Genomic DNA, 18,194 nt, shown 5'->3' on the forward strand with positions numbered 1-18,194 from the left:
ACTATTTCTAGCTACTATAAATCATGATTTCGTTAAATGAGAAATTCGGTTTGAACAATACTTCAAGTTGCTTCTTACTATTATCACAATAGATAATCAATCGGTTATCATTTCTAGTTATTTTTATGACATCTTTCAATTTCAATTCTACTATAGGAACACTATAACTTTGGTGATTTAAACTAATTAGACATTCATTCTCATAAACAGATATAGTCAACACTAGTTTAAATCCAAAATCATCTATTTTACTGTAAATACACATCCCTGCTTCATATTCTCCAATTACTACTGGTTCAGTTTCAAATAACTCTAACAAGTCATATTCACTGAATTGAATAAACATTTGAATCTCCTCCTATTGTGGTATAACTGTAATGACATCTCCATTTGAATTAGTGACTACTTTTAATTTGTCACTCTGATATACGAAGGTTCCCTGTGTATTTCCCGAAGTCTTAGTTCCATATTTGATGGTATTCTCTACTACACTCGGAGTAACCCCGCGTGGTTCAATTTGTTTGTTGATGAAGTCATTATACTCCTTAGTTCCAGGTTTCAATCCGCTCTGATTTGCTCTTTGATATGCTCTTGTTGTTAATTCTGCTCTTACCTCCGGCGTATTGGGAGCCATTCTCTCCAATGCATGTTCTGAGTATTTTCGACTGCTTATTGTTCCCCCACCTTTAGGCATACTCCATCCTGTATTAGCCGTGCTCTTACGAGACGGTTTTGCACTAATTGGTAGCTTCTTTATAATCCTTGCTTGGCTCAGTGTTGTATTTAAATTTTTCGAGGCCTTAATGGTTGTACCTGGTTTAATGGATGTAGACTTTCCGACCGACGCTTTAGTAGAAGATTTCACACTACTACCCATACCGGATCTACCTATGCTTTGTCCAGAACTAACTCGTCCTCCTATATTATTGTATCCGCAATTGTGGGTCCATAGCTTCAGATTCGTTACAAAATAGTTATGGTTTTTATGCACACGGAAGTTATAGACGGTCGTTTCTTCAGCTTTTATTTCAATCTGATCAATCTTGTATTCCTTTCCTTCATCATCTATCAAACTATCGCCAACTTGCAACCCTCGGCTCTCCATCCAACCTATACCTGCTACCCAGAATGGATGCTCTGCCGTGGTTACGATTTCTGTTTCGTTGACATGAATATGATACGTTTCATTCGTAATACGATTAAACGTTTCCTCAACTGGCTGATAGCTCAGTTCGCCGCTCTCTTCCTCTTTTGTCAATACACGGTCGTTTACCTGAATGTCTTCAACCGCCTTCGGACCTTTCGATGTTTCGATTACAGTACCTGATGCAAAACATAGAAAAGCACAACTTAACGTCAGGTGTCCACTAGGATCCACATTTGTTAACGGATTATTCTCCACATACGAATACAAATTCATACTTAACGGATTTGTGAGTTCCCCTTCATACGTATCCCTAGATACGAACCGTGCGGTATTGGGATCATACCATCGAGCGCGTAGGTATTGAAGTCCAGTATCGCTGTCCCAATATTCTCCGGAGTAACGGAATACGTTCGGAACGTCTTCTTTCTCATTCGTTGGGTTACCCCAAATATCATAGCTGTAGCTATTCAGTTCATTACCATCTTTATCGGTTAACCCAACAACATCACCATGTCCATTAAACTGGTAGTACTCCATGCCATTGGTCTTACTCTGACGAGCCCAGAGTCGGCCATCCAGATCATAAATATAGAAGTAGGATACTCGAGGTGCGTTATCCGCTCCAACGGTCGCTTCCGCTAGGAGCTTACCTTCCTCATCATAATAATAGCGGATCCGTTGATCCTTGGTCACACGTTCATATAATAAGCCATCTCCATTGTAGCTATAGGTAACATCAATAGCTTCTTTTCCTTGACCTTGACCTGTAACTCCAATCAATCGATCCAATGTATCAAAGGTATATTTCCTATTCTTCAATCCGGAAATTTGGCCACCTGCTATGGTCAGCCGGTTCCCTTGATCATCATACGTGAACGTTTTGTCCTTTCCATCACTTTGTTCACTCTCAATTCTACTTAGAGAATCATACGTGAACTGGTCCGTCGTTCCGTTCTGTGTTCGATTTATAATATTCTTGTTGTTATCATAGTCGTAGGTGAACTGCTGGGAAGATGAAACTCCTCCAATGTTCACACCCGATAAATCGTAACTATTGTAACTAAAGGTTGTACTTAAGCTATTGGATGATGCTTGACGTTTCAATAAGCTGTTAGCTTCATATTCAAATGTCATTTGCTGAGAAGCGGCTCTCGCAAGGGTGCTGATCCCTCCAGTTGGTTTATAAAAATCCACATGGAGCGAATACTCTCTCATGTGGATTTTTAAATGTTAGACTAGTTTTAGACCATTTTCAAAAAAAATCTGTAATCTAGGTAGAACTTCATCAATCACGTTTGGTTCTTCAATGTATACCGAAAGGATGTAACCATCTAATTCATCGTGCATGTGTAATACGAATGTTCTATCATAAAATGGCCTTCCTACTTTATGAACTATACATGTAAAGTACCAATCTTCTGTAATGATTTCTTCAATTTCCTTATCTGATTTAGGAGCATACCATATATGATTGGAATAATAGCCCCCTGGAGGATCGAATGGATGCACCCAATCACCATTTCTAAATACTTCTCGTTCGTATACTGAGAATGAATTAAATTGAGTTATACCATTAGTCATAAACAACAATTCATCTCCATCTGCAACAAAAGAATGAAGTAAATTTATTACTTCTATATTGCCTTTATCTTCGGACTTATGATATAAATTATGAAAATGATACGCCTCCACACTAAATCTCTCCTTTAAAGATTATCATAGTAGTCCATTCCATCTCGGTCTTGATAGTGAGTTCTTCTTATATGTAAAAATTCATATTATAGATAAATTAATTGTTCCTGCCCTTAAAATATTCATCAATAACATCTTCATCTACATCCTACTATGAATTTACTACTATTTGGTGTTAAAAAAATGCCTAGGGTTTGAACCATCCAATCTTTACTAGCTGGTTCTAAATGATAATGTTTTCCTTCTTTATAGTTATGAGCTAATCGTATCAATTCAGTTCCTAAGCCTAAAAGGGCATTTTTGCTTAAGAATAACGATACTTTCGATTGCTTTGTTATGTCATTTCCCTCGCTATCAAAAACTTGCAATACGCCAACGTTATCTGCTTGATTTTCAAATTCATCATTATCATCATTTTCTATATCAATTACATATTTCACAACATTTCCTCCTTTTAAAATCTATCAATTATATTTCCATACTTATCTACCACAATATGATATGACTCTCTGGATTTCCATTTACCAGCAGATGTTCGTTCCACTTGTAAAAGTGTAGCCTGTACGAGCTTGATTATTGTAGGTATACCCGATCTGAGCACCATCCGGGTAGCGTAAAGTCTGTAATGATCCATCCAATGGATTATATTTTATACTGTGTCTCCCATGGACTGGACATCGACCATACTTGTACGTCGTCCTACCGCATCGTAGGTGTATGGTATTCCTTCACTTAGGGTTGTAATTCCCGTTACTAAATTATCATCATTATACTTATATTCGGTCGTCTGTCCCGTATAGTTGATAAACTTAATTACATTGCTACCTGATCAATCTACCTAGAGCATCATACGTAGATGTCGTAATTTGTCCATTACCATCCTGACTAGTGAGAACATCACCATCCAGATCATATGTCCATTTCGCTAGAGGTATGAAACTACCATTATTGCCTTCTTCTTGCAATGTGATCTGTCCTAATAAGTCGGACTGTTCTCTTTGTTTATTCCCACTCGCATCTTTATAAGTGGTCGTAAGATGCGCCAAGTCATAATCTACTATATCTTCTGTAAGATCGGCATAAATCGTGCGTTTCAACCCACTAAAGGCATCATACGAATATAACGTAGAGGTTTGTTCAGCGTTATCTTACTTGATTGAAGATAAAGCGATTCATTCGGCAATGGGTTGGGGTAAAAGAAAAACCTTGAAGGATTTGATTCCCCAAGGTCAATCTACAGGTATTAGATACAAACTATCCTTTAATATCTCCCAAAGTATTCATCTGAGAACTCACCATCAATATTATAATCAACATGATAGTAGAAAAATTGAATCCCTGTCTTTGGATGAACCAAGTCAAAACAAATTCTAAAATAAGGGAACTCCCTATCAAAACTATTTACGAATATACTTACATATTTATACTGTATTCTTAAATCTGAATAACTTAAGCCATTTGGCAAACTCGCCTCATCATCTTTCAGAAAATTGGTTGAGCATTTACAAACAAGTTCTTCAAGTATTTTTTGGGTAGAATCCTTCATCTTTTCAAAGTCATAACTGAGATTAAAAGTCTGTTCTATTGACTTCAAATCCATTCCTCTCACCACCTTTCATCAACTATTTACCGCTGGTCATGTAATCAAATACCATTGCGCCATTCTCATCCATTCTTCCATAGACCCTTACATGGTTTGGTGCTCCTGCAACTTTCGGCAATGGGTTGGGGTTAAATATGAGGTTCTCGCCCCAAGGTCTCCCACATCAATATCCGTATGCTTTGAGTGTTGTGGGGGTAAAGAAAGACCTTGGAGATAAATACCCAAGGTCTTAGCAGAATTACTTTATTACTGTTTAAGATAACCTACTGTTATTTCACCTTCATGATAAAACTCGATTACATATTTTTGTTCAGGACAGTAAATCCATGTATCGAAACCAACCGCTGTTACATCATCAATATACTCAAATACTTTATTTAATTTACTTTTCACAATTGGCAAATGAGCCCCATCCCATATTATTAATACATCAGAGCTAACAAAATCAAAGTGTTTTTGTAAAACAGCAATTATTTCATTACATGTGTTAACCTTGTGCTTTTCACCTACCTTTCCCCAGTCAATTCTACCATTCATTGAGATTGGGTAATTTCCAGTCATCAATCGGGTGTATTCATTCCGTTGATTAAGGGGTAGTACTTCGATTTCAGGTAGGAGTACCTCAATACATTCATCAAATAAAGTCATACTAACCACCTTCCTATTTATTTAACATATCGATGTAAGACTTGAATGTAGCTTCGTTTCCTTCAAATGGAATATAGGCTTTGTAAGCTTTGTCTCCCTTACCATTACTAAAATCATCGATATTAATATGCATACCTTTTTCTGAATCCCAATCAAGTCTCCAACGTTTTTTACCATCGGCTGATGTTCTACCAATTACTTTATCATACCCATAGCTACTTTCCATTCCACCAATCCAAGCTTTTGAACCCTCACCAAAGTCTCCCAGTATTTCCGTCACCTGATTTCGTGCTTGTTCGTATGTTTTGACGTTTGGCAACTTACACTCAATATTATGAACCCAAATGCCTAAGCTACTAACAAAGTAAGTATGAAAATCAGCAACAGTGAAGTTGTATACTTTAACTTTCGTATCATGATTTACAATTTCAATGTTGTCAATCTTTAGATAATTTCCTTTACTTTGAACTAGCCTATCCCCCACCTTCAAGTCTACAGCAAGTACCCATCCTTTGCCTTCAACCCAAAATGGATGATTATCGGTAGTTTCAATAATTTGGTCTCCAACGGAAAGCTTATACGTCGTATCCTTCTCATTTCGATGTAGTTGGATTACTTCCTTGTAAGCCTGTTCTCCAGTTTCTTCATTCTTAGAAAGAACCTTATCTCCTACCTCGATTTCCTCAATAGGTTTCTCCCCTTCGTCTGTTAGAACCTCAGTACCCGCGGTGAAGCAATTACACCCTTTAGAAGCCCACCATGTCACCTTTTCATAAGCCACTTTTGCCCTTGTACTTAAATAAAACTAAAATTTAATCCTATTTCCTCTTCCCAAATAGCCCACAATGACTTATGGTTATATAGGAAAAATATCCATATAGACAATAAAATAGGAGTGTATAACAATGTCAAATGCAAACGCGACACATGCGTCGCCCATGAATGGTAATCTATTCAGGAATAGGTTCTACCAGACCATACTCATCTCAAATTTATTTCTGCAAATCGGAATATGGGTCAGAAACTTCGCCATTCTCATGTTTGTTACCGATCAGACAAATAACGATCCTATGGCAATTTCACTTATTTCTGTTGTTGAATTTGCACCGATCTTTGTATTCTCCTTCATCGGAGGTGCGTTCGCTGACCGTTGGCGACCTAAACGAACCATGATCTGGTGTGATTTTCTTTCCTCCATTTCAGTGCTTATCGTCCTAATGACGTTACTCTACGGTTCATGGGAGACCATCTACTTCGCCACTTTCGTCTCCGCGATACTCTCACAGTTTTCTCAGCCATCCGTCATGAAACTATTCAAGCAACATGTCCATCCAGATCAGCTTCAGCAAGGTATGGCATTGTTCCAATCCCTTATGGCCATCTTTATGATTATGGGACCCGCTCTTGGTATTTTTTCATATAATCAATTCGGGATTCATATCTCCATAGCTGTAATGGGTGTTGCGTTCTTATTGTCTGCTCTTATTCTCTTCCGTCTCCCGCCTGATGAAGTACAGGTGGCAACTCATGAAACTAAAGCTCTAAATTTACGCAAAGAACTGGCTGATGGGTTTCGATATGTATGGAAAAGCCCCGTATTGAAGGTCCTTGCAGCTACATTTGCCATTGCTGGTTTTTCTATTGGCATCATACAGACTCTGGGGCTGTTTGTAGTTACAGAGCGACTTGGTCAGGATAAAGAATTCCTACAATTCCTCTTGATGGTTAATGGTGCCGCAATGCTGGTTGGTGGTGCTCTTATTATGACCCTAGCCAAAAAGGTATCTCCACAAATGTTACTTGCTTTTGGCATGAGCATTAGTGCCTTATGTATTGTTGGTATGGGACTATCCACAAGCGTTCCTCTCACATTAGCACTTCAGTTTCTAAATGGACTCACGATGCCTTGTATTCAAATCGGAATCAACACGTTAATTCTGCAATGGACAGAACAATCCTACGTTGGTCGTGTAAACGGTGTACTCAGTCCAATGTTTATGGGTATGATGGTCATCATGATGTCATTAGCAGGCGTTCTCAAAAGTCACTTTCCAATCGTAGAAATCTATTGTGTATCCGGAGTGATTATGCTAATAGGCGCTCTGATCTTGGTTCCAATCTTCAAGCACAAACCTTCTATTGCTACAGAATCACCCACCGCTCAAGGTTAGGGTTCTCGGTCGATACACTTCTCACTCATTCACGCTATCTTCACATAAGAGAACACAGCCCTTAATCAATTACGATTAAGGGCTGTGTTTTTTCTATCATTTTTCGCCGAGAGGACTCCCACTTCTATAAGTAGTGAGGTGAATCGGCGACCTCCTGAATAATTCCACAAGATGTTCTTCCCTTCTTATATCTTAAGAGGTATAATAGAAATAGAACGTATGTTCGCATCGTGCGACTGTAAGGGGGTGAAGCTTTGTCAGATTCAAAGTCAATGTACAGAACCTATCAAGTGTGGGTTAAGCCTGGTCATCGCTTGTTTGCGTACCTCGATCAAGCATGTCAGGATGCCAAGAATCTGTATAACACGACCAACTTTTACATCCGACAGATCGTTACCGCTTTTGGGAAGAATGAGCCTCTTCAGCCGTTGCAACAGGAAGTTCTGGACACGCTGGCGTCCCATATTGACGTCATGAACGAACGACGAAGAGAAAAGAACCGTTCCCATCCGTTCAAGCTACCCTCGCAAGAGAGTCCTTTTGTTCATTATAACTTCTTGGATGCTTTATTCAAGGTGATGAATCAAATCGATTATCGGGCGCTCCCAACGCAGTGCAGTCAGGGAATCATGAAGGTGGTGTTCCACAATTGGAATGCCTTCTTTGCCAGTATCAAGGACTACCGCCAGCATCCTGAGAAGTACAACGGCAAGCCTAATATTCCGGGGTACGTTCGGAACAGGGTGAAGGAAGTCATATTCTCCAATCAAGATTGTGTGATCAAGGAACGAAAATGTCTCAAGTTTCCAAAGACCAAGCTACAACTGAACATCGGTAAACTGGGCTGTATTGACGGGCAACTGATGCAAGTGCGTGTTGTTCCAAGCCATGGACAATACGTGGTTGAAATGATCTTCGCTTATCCTATGGAAAAGAAGGAAGCGGTACAAGAACACGTGCTGGCCATTGATCTTGGCGTCGACAATCTTGCAACCATCGTCACGACGACCGGAGCAAAACCGCTCATCGTGAAGGGCAAGATCGTTAAAGCAATCAATCAGTATTACAACAAGATGAAGGCGTACTATACCCGCATTCTTCGTCAGGGCAAGGAACTACGCGAAGGAGCGTACACGTCCAGACGATTAGGACGACTCCATTTGAAGCGCCACCGTAGGATCAAAGACATCTTCCACAAGGTAAGTCATCATATCGTTACGTTGGCAGTGGAGCATAACATCGGTACGATCGTAATTGGGCATAACGATGGATGGAAGCAAGCGCCCGGGATCGGACGCCGAAACAATCAGTCCTTCAGTCATATTCCCCATCAGATGCTCATCGAGATGATCAAGTATAAGGCAACAGAACAGGGAATAGTCGTTATCCTGACCGAAGAGGCGTATACCTCGAAAGCTAGCTTCCAAGATCTAGACCCATTGCCGAGTTATGGCGAAAAGGGGACATGGACCTTCTCAGGCAAACGGATGTATCGCGGTCTGTATAAGAATTGTAAGGGCTTAGTACATGCCGATGTAAATGGCGCAGCCAATATTATGCGAAAAGTATTCCCAAACGTATCCGCCAAAGGAGCGAATGGGATAGAGGGGTTGGATGGTAACCAGACCATCAACGTGTCAACTCCACTGATGTTAAGCATCCTGAAATAAGTTGGATGATACATCAGAAACCCCCACTTCAGCCAAAGCGACAGCGTTGGTAAAGTGGCGGGAGTATTCATTATATAATCAATAATGGAGATGCCTAGACGATTCACCCATGAATTTGTCTCTTTTTGCAACTTTTTTAACGTGCTTGCTATACGTGGTTACAGTGAAAGGAGCACACCATGGAATTAGAGCTTCTGTACCAACGGTATGTTAATGATCTATACCGATATTTGTTTTCTCTTACAAACGATCATTATTTAGCCGAAGACATGGTGCAAGAAACATTTTTTCGCGCATATTTGCATTTAGAGAATAATGATATAGAAGTCATTAAACCCTGGCTGTTCAAGGTTGGATACCATGTATTCATCGATTACACACGTAAACGAAAGAGAATCATTCTACAAGATACTTTGGAGGATCAACTAGATTTGCAGACCCCCGAACATGGTGTAATGGAAAAGGAAGGACTAGATCAGTTACTTGCACTCATTCATGCTTTGCCTGAACATGAAGCCCATGTTATTTTACTATGCGACTTCCATCAGTTGAAACTCCACGAAGCTGCTGATGTACTGAACCTTAATCTAAATACATTAAAGAGCCATTTGTTACGTGGTCGAAAAAAATTGAAAGTCATACTACAAAGAGAGGTACTGATGAATGAAGGATCATAAGATGGATGACTCAGAGGACATAACATTAGAGAAGGACAATGATTACTCCAAATATCTTAATCGAGCACTGACCGACTATCAATCGATCCACAAGTTAACCGAAACTCAAGAACGGAGAATTATAAAGACAGCTAAATTTCAGGCCAAAGTGAGTACAATCCTCATTATTCTTGCCATTCTTTTATTAGTGTTACCTGTTCTGACCTTAGGTTCTTGTCTATATTATAGCCGTGAGAAAAATCTGTTATTAGATATCGTTAGTAAAACTATTTATGTAACAGAACCAAACACCAAGTTGGCAAGGCCCAACTCCAAATTAGCAGTACAGCCAATAGATAAACGAATCGGAATTTTCTCAATGGACGCTCTTTTCCCTACCCTTAAACGAATTGGAAAAGAAGATATACGAACTGGAGAATATGATGTCCATTTTTTTATGGATCATGTTTCTAAGGTTACATATAATCATTTAGTTGACAAACCCGTTCCTGATGTATTCGATACGTCAGAGAGTACTGGATTCTTACATCCAGATGAGCCGATGGTATTCGATCAATACAGAGATTTAGAAGTACTGAATGGCATGACATCTGGAACTGTAGCAGAACTCTATGTATCATTTGATAAAATAATCTCACCCGATCAAGTGAAAGATATTTCAACTAATCTCGATATTGATATTGTATGGGTTGTTGTAGATACAGGCTCTTCTCAAAAAGATGATGATGGCGTGTTTACGGCACCTATTGGATATCCATTTCAACCAGACGATGATTTTTGGTCTCCGTTCTTTGTTTCAACAGGTGAGTCAACAACCAATGAAGAGCGATTTATATCGATTCTAAATCAATTATCTAAGAATGAACAGTTAGCTACCAAAGTGTCTAGAGCACTCTCACTCTCTCTTCCTCAAAGATTAGCTTATATCAAGGAGCATGGCATACAAATATATGGCATGGTCGTAACCGGACCTGTTGATGAATTGAAAAAATTAGAAACTAACCCGATCATTCGTACTCTAAAAGTGGAGGATTCGAGAATATGGAACTGGCATTCTTAAAAAAACACGATCCACACAGCAGAAAAAAGTCGGTTATAAACCAACTATTCTCTCTAGCAGGTCTGATCTCTTTTCTTTGTGGACTTCTATTATTAGCTCTTATAAATATAAGCTTACTTCTACAAGATCTAGAGATGATGTATTTAATTCCTCCGGAAGCTGTGTTTATACCAGGTTTATTACTTGGGTTGATAGGTATTTGTAAAAGAAGGGGATCACGAACCTATACTTGGTGGGGATTAGGCCTCAATATGATAATAATAGGGTTTTATTATAGTGGTTTTGTAGCATGGTATATAAATACTAATACAAACACTTGAATGTTGCCGATTGTTCACACTCACTCATAACTCAAATAGGCAGCTGACGATTTCGTCGGTTGCCTATTTATTGCGAATCTTCTCTCTGTACAGTATTTCCTGTTATTCAAATCCCATTTCATACCGTCACCTTCGCTACTCCATACATACTTCATTGCTGTCTGTAAGGCACTGATTAAGACTTAGGGCATCAATCTTTTGACAGATTAAATCCTTCTTCCCACAAATATTCCTTCGCCTCTTCTAGCGTTCCGAATACCATTTCAATAACAGTTCCCGTGTAGACATACCATAGATCCTCATCACGTGTAAGCGTAAGCGATTCACCATCAGCATTAATCCACACTTCAGAACCGTAGACATGACCCTTCTCACGGACATCGTCATCGTCATTTGCAGATTCAACCACTTCTCCACTGCTAGAAAGAGAACGAATGGAGGCATCTACAAGTTCCCTTAATTCCTCAGCAGTATAGTCTCGAATATTCACGAATCCCCTATCATCAGGGGCATAACCCGGTAGAAGACCTGCATAGATGAATCCATTACCATTCGGATGGAGATGAAGGGCAACCGTCTTCTTATCCGACTTACTCTCCTCATAGTGGAAATTCACTCGACCGAGCGAGACGTTCTTTCGTTGTAATTCAGGGTAAGATTCTAGAATCTCAAGTTTCTGTTCAAAAGATAACATATGACCTCCGGCGTGCGATTTATAGTGTTGTGATTATATCATATCTGTTCTATAGAGACCATTACGGTCTGTTTGCATGCTCTTATCCCATCCATTTTTGATGCTTTTGTCAGCCAAATAGGTTGACAATTATAATTATTCCGATAAAAATAGAGTGTATGTAAATTATAGAAATTATTACTTATAAATGCTACATTTCTTCATAGTTGAACGTATGAAACGGGAGGGTAGTCAAGATGATCCAAGTGGACAATGTCAGTAAAATATTTAATCAACGTGATGGGAATAGCTTTCAAGCATTGGACGGAGTGAACTTTACGATTAAAAAAGGGGAATTTGTATCTCTGCTCGGTCCATCCGGCTGCGGTAAATCAACCGTGCTTAATCTTATAGCTGGATTCGATAATAGCTATGAAGGATCTATCAAGGTTGCTGGGGATGGCATTACAGGACCAGGGCCAGATCGTGTTGTTGTATTTCAAGAGCACGGCTTATTTCCTTGGTTGACGGTGCTTGAGAATGTTGCATTTGGCTTGAAGCAGAAGGGTATAGGGAAAAAGGAACGAAATGAGCTTGCACGCGAGCAAATCCGTTCTGTACATTTAAGCAAATTCGCAGACCGCTATCCTCATGAACTGTCAGGTGGTATGAAACAGCGTGCGGCTATTGCTCGTGCACTCATTATGGACCCGCAAATCTTATTAATGGATGAACCCTTCGCTGCTTTAGATGAACAGACTAGATTAGTGCTTCATCAAGAACTTGAAGAAATATGGTTAAGAACAGGAAAAACTATATTGTTCATCACTCATAATATCAGAGAAGCTGTCACCTTGTCGGATCGCGTATTGGTTATGTCCACAAGACCAGGCACCATCAAGAAAGAATTCTCTGTGCAAGCCGCAAGGCCGAGAACCAGCTCCGATTCGTTACTGCATCATGTAGAAAGATCCATTATGGAATGTCTGGCAGATGAACTCGAGAAAGTCGTAAAGGAGGAAATGGGAGATGACACCTACAGTCTTAAAAAGAACAATATTTCTGATCACACTTTTGGTGGTATGGGAGGCGGCATATAGAATCATTGGATGGGAGAGTTGGAAATTTCCATCCCTGTTTCAAACAATAGAGTCCTTCTACAATGGTTTTGCTCATGGACAACTTTTAGAAGCTATCATTAATTCTCTTAGACGGCTATTGATCGCATTCACAATATCCTTATCCTTAGGCCTACTACTCGGACTCATGTTTGCCAAATCGAAGACCATTGACGACACGATCGGATTCGTCGTGATTGCACTTCAAACTGTTCCAAGTATTGCTTGGCTACCCTTCGCGATTATATGGTTTGGATTTAATGATAAGTCCGTTATATTTATTACGGCTTTAGGAGCTACATGGACAATGGCTATTGCCACTCGCACAGGCATTAAGAATATACCTCCCATTTATATCCGTGCGGCGCAGACCTTAGGAACAGGAAACAGTTGGAAAATGTTTACCCAAATTCTCATCCCAGGAGCATTCCCTCATTTAATGACAGGAGTTAGAGTAGCATGGGCCTTCGCTTGGCGTGCACTCGTAGCAGGAGAATTGATTGCGAATGGAGCTGGTCTCGGACAGTTGCTACAGGATGGTCGAGGGCTTGGTGATACGGCACTGATGCTTAACGTGGTTATTATCATCGCAGTACTCGGAACGATCTCAGATCACTTCTGTTTCAAGAAACTAGAGGATAAATTACTCGTTCGTTATGGCTTAGACAAATAGGAATAAAAAATAAAAATTGACTTTATTCATTATTCCGATTAAATTAATATGAATTAATACATTTGAGACGTATAGAAGGGTTGATGCAAGAAGATGAAAAAAACATTAGGCCTTATTATGACAGTAATATTTGTATTTACTTTAACAGCTTGTGGAGGTAATAATTCCGCATCAGAAAGTCCAGCTACAAACACAGGCGCGGCTTCGACCGAGGAAGCTGTGAAGAAAGATCCCGTTACGGTTAAGATTGGTATTTTTAAGAACGTTACGCACGCCGCTGGTTACATTGCATTGGAAAAAGACTATTTTCAAAAGCAACTGGGCGACCATGTGAAGATTGATGTGCAGGCTTTTGATAATGGTTCTGACTTCTCAACCGCAATTGCAACGGGGCAGATTGATCTTGGTTATGTTGGCCCTGGTCCATCTACCAATCAATATCTTAAAAGCAAGAACTTTCGAGTCATTTCCGGCGCTGATAATGGTGGCGCCGTTCTAGTTGCAGGTAAAGATTCAGGAGTAAGTACGGTACAAGATTTGGTCGGTAAAACGATCGCTATCCCGACAAAGGGGAGTACAAATGAACTATCTCTTAGACTGCTTCTGGAGCAAGAAGGAGTCAAAGTATCCACGGATAGCTCCGGTGCTCAAATTGTAGCTCGCGCTCCTTCCGATACGCTCGTAGCTCTTCGTCAGAATGAAGTACATGCAACGCTGATCCCTGAACCATGGGGTACGCAGATTGAACAAGAAGGAATCGGTAAGGTTATCGTTCCTTGGGATCAAATTCCTCCGAATAACGGCGACTATCCACTCGTTATCCTCGTTGCAAGCGATAAGTTCATTAGTGAACATAGAGATTTGGCAAAAGCAGCGATAAAAGCGAATAATGAAGCGATTGAATTCATTAATGCCAACCCTGATGAAGCTTATGAACTTATAAATAAACGTCTGAGTACACTCAGTGGTAAGGGACTAGAAATTGATCTAATTAAGGCAGCACTCTCTCATATGAGATTGACATCTGATGTAAGTCAAGAAGCTATCGAAGAGATGGCTAAGGTGTCAATTGAGGCGGGCTACATTAAAGATGTTACGGTCGACGAGCTTGATTTAAAAGAATTTCTAGATCTGTCTTTGCTTGAAGAAGTGAAAGGCGGCAAGTAGTATCAATCAGAGCATTCATAAAAAATGATTCATTAGGCGATCACTTCTCGGTATTCTACCAGGAAGAGATCGCCTATTTATTATTTTATTCTGTATCCTATTTTGTGGTCTACGACAAAAAGGCATTCCTTCCCTTTGGAAGAAATACCTTCATGGATTTGGCTTGTGTTCAGGATTTCGTTTGTGCTCGACTTCCCTACAACATGCTACGACTACTGCTTCAAATTGAACGCATATCATTATTATCTCTCTCAATAGTCTAAATTAGAGCATTCTTCTCCCCATATGCATAATACGCTGGATGATCGATTCTCTTTCTCTAGCCCTATTTTGAGCTCGGTTTAATTTCAACAATTCATTCTCAGTAGCTAACAGTTGCTGTGCGACTCTACAACGTTCTGCTTCTTGTTGTAAATCGCGGAGATGTAATTTCACGATCTCCTCGTGATTTAAATATAACAAATTGATAATTACCTCTTTTCTTAGATTGAAGCCTTCCCCATATGACCTTGAAAATGACTCTACCCCTTAACCCACTCTTCCAATATATGCCTGTTATGACGCAAAGGTAAGGTACAAAATGGCTTTAATTCTTTTTTCCGAGAAGTTAATAAGCTTAACTGGCCTCCCGTCCTTTCACGGTGAAGAAACGTTTAACGTGAAAAAAGACAACCACAGAAGGGTTGCCTTTATAGATGATGACTAAGTTTTGAGCCTAAATATGATAGCTTACTACCACCGTGTTGTGTTGGGAGATCAGTCCTCTAAGGTGTGCTAACCTCAACTGGGTCAGAATTGATTCTAGTACCAACAGCTCTTACGACAAAGTCATACTTAGTCGAAGCGTTAATATTGCTAACTGTAAAGGTATAATCCGTTTGCCCTGCTACAACTGGCACATAAACACTCCAGTACGTTTTCACTTTGTCATTCTTCTCATAAATTCTAAAGCCTCTGACAGGTTCGCCCCCAGCTGCAGGTGCCTTCCATGAAATAACGGCTTTATTACTACTAACCTGAACTGTAGCATCTACTACCTTCGCAGGTTTCGTGTCCGTTCTCTTAATCCCATAGTGGTCGTATACTTTCACACCATTATCCCCGGTCTTCTCATCACTTTTAGCTGCAGTATACGCCGTAAATTCAAGCAAATCGCTTGTTAGAGATACGTCTGTAAACATTTTTTTGAAAGGTTGGTTGTTAATCACGGCGAAGTAATCATCATAACCAGGATATTTCTCATAAAATTTATCACCAAGTGCATTAGACATGAGATAAATCGTACCTTTTGGATTAATCGCGTTTCCTTGCGCGTCGAATGTAAGCTGGTTCATTGGAATCGTTTTGTCGCCAAGCATCTGGTACGATCTCATATACATATGATCATGGGCTTCAAATACCATGTCTATTCCCATTTCATCAAATACAGGAATTAATATTTTTTTGTAAAACTGTACTCGGTCGTCCTCCCATTCGCCGGCGTTATCACCTGCTGAATAAGGGCCTTTGTGAAAGGTAACAAATTTCCATTTAGCATTACTCTTCGCTACAACATTCTTCATCCAATCAACTTGGGCCGTAAATTGTGGGTCGACCGATTCTACATCCTGACCATTGCTCGCTAACTCACCAGCATATTGCGAGTTAAACACAAGAAAGAGGGCATCTCCATATTCGAAAGAATAGACAGATCCATCATCGGTATTGGCTATCACCTTTTTAGGCACGTTGAAATGGTTGTAAAGATTAGAGTTCGGTGTTGTTTCGTCTCCATCGTAATCATGAACTTCATGTCCACCTAGAACCGGAACGATTGGTACATTCAGTAGTTGATTCTGTGGAAGTCCTAGCATCCATTGCCATTGTTCCTCCAAATCCCCATTATCTACGAGGTCTCCTGCATTAATCAGAAACTTAGGATCACCGATGGTCTCAACCGCTTTGCGGAAAGTATCCGCCCATAGCTCAAAGTCTGCCTTGTTTGAAGCCTGTGAATCAGATCCCACGATAAAATGGAAGGGCGTATTACCTGCTGCGTCCGTCTGGAACGATCCCATCGAACTCCAACTATCTGCTGATCCACTACCCACACGATATTTATACAATGTGCCAGGTGTTAGATTGTTAGCAATCACTTTATGCGTGGTAAATTTCTTTTTCGTATTGGCTGTCCGGTTAGCCTTTGTTACATAGGTCTGAATTTCATCTGCACTACCTGCAAATATCAAGGCTTCATTCTCAGGGAAAGTACTTCCTTGAACTTTGGAAGCCTCTACGACTTGCACAACGGAGCTTGTCATAACATCTGTATACCAAGTGAAAGCCCGGGATGTCTTAGAATCACCGTTAAAAGTCATGTTGATGAGTTTCGGTACAGAAGGAGTACTTGTAGCACTTTGTATTGTAAAGCTCCACGAAATATCATTTGTAAGTGCTACCGCATCATCTCTTCCACTGATGTGTTCTTTAGGAACTTTGACAGTGTACGTCTTGCCACTCACAAACGAAGCATGTTTGATGTTTAATGTATCGTTATTTATGATTTCTGAAGTAACAGAACCTAAAGCTTGATTACTACTATCCACAATCGTGACGTTAGATCCCGAATTGATCGAGACCGGCTTATTAAAGGTCACCGTTACCGGAGCTGTCACTGCCACATTGGTTCCACCGTCTGTTGGTGTCTTCGTAAGTAGCGATGTTGGCGTGACCACAGGTCCATCTGTTATGGCGCTACCTGAGACACTAATTCCCTTAATTCTACTCGATCCTGTACTGCCTATACCCGTTGAGCCGTTAGTGTTGGTGTTTGAATTGACGATCCAACGAATATACAATACATCCTGGTTATTCGCATTGGTTGGAAGAGGTACATTTACCAATTTACACGTATTATTTGCACATGAGAAACTAGAGACAACCATTTTTAAAGTCGTGTTCGGTATATCAGACCATGTGGTCTTATCTGTACTGTACTGCACTTTGAAATCACGTGGACCGGTACCCGAAGAATTCTGCTGTGAGGATAAAGTGATGTTGTCATAACCTTTAGTAGATACAGTCGCTAGCCAGTATTTCGTACCGTTGCCACTATTCCAGCCTTGATAACTAATTGCTTTCTGGCTACTATCATAATCTTCGTAATACCCACCTACATTCTCAAACTTGGATGAGCTTTTAAATGTTCCACCCGTTGCTGGAAATGACCCATTTTGTCCTGAATTCGCAAAAATCCATTCAGCAAGTTTAGTCGAAGCCACACTACTCTCAGCGGAAGTTAATCCGTTGAATTGTAATGAAATGAACACCGTAACTGCCAGAAATAATGAAAGAAATCGCTTTGTTTTTCTTCCCCAATGTATCTTCATTTGCATCTCCTTTATTGTCTTATAATGGTTTACCTTCCTGCCCTGTTTCCCTCTCATCCTCCCTTCTTATAATGTTTCCAGCTAGGCACCACCATAAAGTTTAAGCGCTTTAACTTTTGGGTGTTAAAACGTATTAACTTGATACCTAGCTGACATACACTTTGTAATATATTGAATTCCCTCTGTAATAAGAACTTACAGAAAGCG

18 protein-coding genes and 1 pseudogene are annotated in these 18,194 nt (G+C 40.0%); 8 read left to right on the forward strand and 11 right to left on the reverse strand.

Translation table 11 applies throughout. From position 1 onward, the window contains the following. Positions 1-7 precede the first annotated feature (7 nt). From AC1D7X_RS10395 to AC1D7X_RS10430, 8 genes and pseudogenes are all read right to left on the reverse strand, one after another. Entirely contained in the window at positions 8-346 is a 339-nt protein-coding gene (locus tag AC1D7X_RS10395) for a hypothetical protein (RefSeq protein WP_495456976.1), read from the reverse strand. 12 nt (positions 347-358) lie between these two features. Further along, the gene (locus AC1D7X_RS10400) at positions 359-2,341 is read right to left on the reverse strand and encodes a polymorphic toxin-type HINT domain-containing protein (protein WP_495475184.1); all 1,983 of its coding nucleotides are present in this window, start codon (positions 2,339-2,341) and stop codon (positions 359-361) included. 36 nt (positions 2,342-2,377) lie between these two features. Further along, positions 2,378-2,839 (reverse strand): hypothetical protein, encoded by a 462-nt coding sequence (locus AC1D7X_RS10405; RefSeq protein WP_495456978.1) that lies wholly within the window; start codon positions 2,837-2,839, stop codon positions 2,378-2,380. Between the two features lie 137 nt (positions 2,840-2,976). Further along, positions 2,977-3,279 carry an Imm32 family immunity protein gene (locus AC1D7X_RS10410; RefSeq protein WP_495456979.1) on the reverse strand — a complete coding sequence of 101 codons (303 nt, stop codon included), beginning with the start codon at positions 3,277-3,279 and terminating at the stop codon, positions 2,977-2,979. A 381-nt stretch (positions 3,280-3,660) separates the two neighbouring features. Continuing rightward, positions 3,661-3,936 carry an RHS repeat domain-containing protein gene (locus tag AC1D7X_RS10415; protein WP_495456980.1) on the reverse strand — a complete coding sequence of 92 codons (276 nt, stop codon included), beginning with the start codon at positions 3,934-3,936 and terminating at the stop codon, positions 3,661-3,663. 164 nt (positions 3,937-4,100) lie between these two features. After that, positions 4,101-4,439 (reverse strand): hypothetical protein, encoded by a 339-nt coding sequence (locus AC1D7X_RS10420; protein WP_495456981.1) that lies wholly within the window; start codon positions 4,437-4,439, stop codon positions 4,101-4,103. A 249-nt stretch (positions 4,440-4,688) separates the two neighbouring features. Next, positions 4,689-5,090: a CDI toxin immunity protein gene (locus AC1D7X_RS10425; RefSeq protein WP_495456982.1), complete on the reverse strand. Its 402-nt coding sequence runs from the start codon at positions 5,088-5,090 to the stop codon at positions 4,689-4,691. A gap of 13 nt (positions 5,091-5,103) precedes the next feature. Next, a pseudogene (locus AC1D7X_RS10430) lies at positions 5,104-5,832 on the reverse strand (polymorphic toxin-type HINT domain-containing protein); the annotation flags it as partial. Positions 5,833-5,995: 163 nt separating this feature from the next. Here AC1D7X_RS10430 and AC1D7X_RS10435 point away from each other — a divergent pair. The 5 genes from AC1D7X_RS10435 (at position 5,996) to AC1D7X_RS10455 (ending at position 10,988) form a co-directional block, all read left to right on the forward strand. Next, entirely contained in the window at positions 5,996-7,261 is a 1,266-nt protein-coding gene (locus AC1D7X_RS10435; protein ID WP_495456983.1) for an MFS transporter, read from the forward strand. A 272-nt stretch (positions 7,262-7,533) separates the two neighbouring features. Then, positions 7,534-8,931, forward strand: a complete 1,398-nt coding sequence (locus tag AC1D7X_RS10440; RefSeq protein WP_495475249.1) for an RNA-guided endonuclease InsQ/TnpB family protein — start codon at positions 7,534-7,536, stop codon at positions 8,929-8,931. A gap of 179 nt (positions 8,932-9,110) precedes the next feature. Next, on the forward strand, positions 9,111-9,608 hold the full coding sequence (locus AC1D7X_RS10445; RefSeq protein ID WP_495456984.1) for a sigma-70 family RNA polymerase sigma factor: 498 nt from the start codon (positions 9,111-9,113) through the stop codon (positions 9,606-9,608). Then, complete coding sequence (locus AC1D7X_RS10450; protein WP_495475185.1) at positions 9,595-10,668, forward strand: anti-sigma factor C-terminal domain-containing protein; 1,074 nt, start codon at positions 9,595-9,597, stop codon at positions 10,666-10,668. The genes AC1D7X_RS10445 and AC1D7X_RS10450 overlap by 14 nt, the downstream gene beginning before the upstream one ends. Further along, a complete protein-coding gene (locus AC1D7X_RS10455; RefSeq protein WP_495456986.1) occupies positions 10,650-10,988 on the forward strand; it encodes a hypothetical protein in 339 nt (112 codons plus the stop codon). Before AC1D7X_RS10450 ends, AC1D7X_RS10455 begins: the two co-directional genes overlap by 19 nt. Before the next feature lie 190 nt (positions 10,989-11,178). Here the strand turns inward: AC1D7X_RS10455 and AC1D7X_RS10460 are convergent, their stop codons facing one another. Beyond that, complete coding sequence (locus AC1D7X_RS10460; RefSeq protein ID WP_495456987.1) at positions 11,179-11,682, reverse strand: hypothetical protein; 504 nt, start codon at positions 11,680-11,682, stop codon at positions 11,179-11,181. A 236-nt stretch (positions 11,683-11,918) separates the two neighbouring features. Between AC1D7X_RS10460 and AC1D7X_RS10465 the strand changes: the two genes are divergently transcribed. The 3 genes from AC1D7X_RS10465 (at position 11,919) to AC1D7X_RS10475 (ending at position 14,619) form a co-directional block, all read left to right on the forward strand. After that, positions 11,919-12,761 (forward strand): ABC transporter ATP-binding protein, encoded by an 843-nt coding sequence (locus AC1D7X_RS10465; RefSeq protein ID WP_495456988.1) that lies wholly within the window; start codon positions 11,919-11,921, stop codon positions 12,759-12,761. Then, positions 12,691-13,452, forward strand: a complete 762-nt coding sequence (locus tag AC1D7X_RS10470) for an ABC transporter permease (protein ID WP_495456989.1) — start codon at positions 12,691-12,693, stop codon at positions 13,450-13,452. The genes AC1D7X_RS10465 and AC1D7X_RS10470 overlap by 71 nt, the downstream gene beginning before the upstream one ends. A 93-nt stretch (positions 13,453-13,545) precedes the next feature. Then, positions 13,546-14,619, forward strand: a complete 1,074-nt coding sequence (locus tag AC1D7X_RS10475) for an ABC transporter substrate-binding protein (protein WP_495475186.1) — start codon at positions 13,546-13,548, stop codon at positions 14,617-14,619. A gap of 264 nt (positions 14,620-14,883) precedes the next feature. On the opposite strand, the gene AC1D7X_RS10480 is transcribed toward AC1D7X_RS10475, so the two are convergent. Together AC1D7X_RS10480 and AC1D7X_RS10485 are read right to left on the reverse strand one after the other, a co-directional pair. Continuing rightward, positions 14,884-15,054 carry a hypothetical protein gene (locus AC1D7X_RS10480; protein WP_495456991.1) on the reverse strand — a complete coding sequence of 57 codons (171 nt, stop codon included), beginning with the start codon at positions 15,052-15,054 and terminating at the stop codon, positions 14,884-14,886. 329 nt (positions 15,055-15,383) lie between these two features. Further along, positions 15,384-17,987: a metallophosphoesterase gene (locus AC1D7X_RS10485; RefSeq protein ID WP_495456992.1), complete on the reverse strand. Its 2,604-nt coding sequence runs from the start codon at positions 17,985-17,987 to the stop codon at positions 15,384-15,386. Between the last annotated feature and the right edge of the window lie 207 nt (positions 17,988-18,194).

Source organism: Paenibacillus sp. Y568 (genome assembly GCF_059445545.1).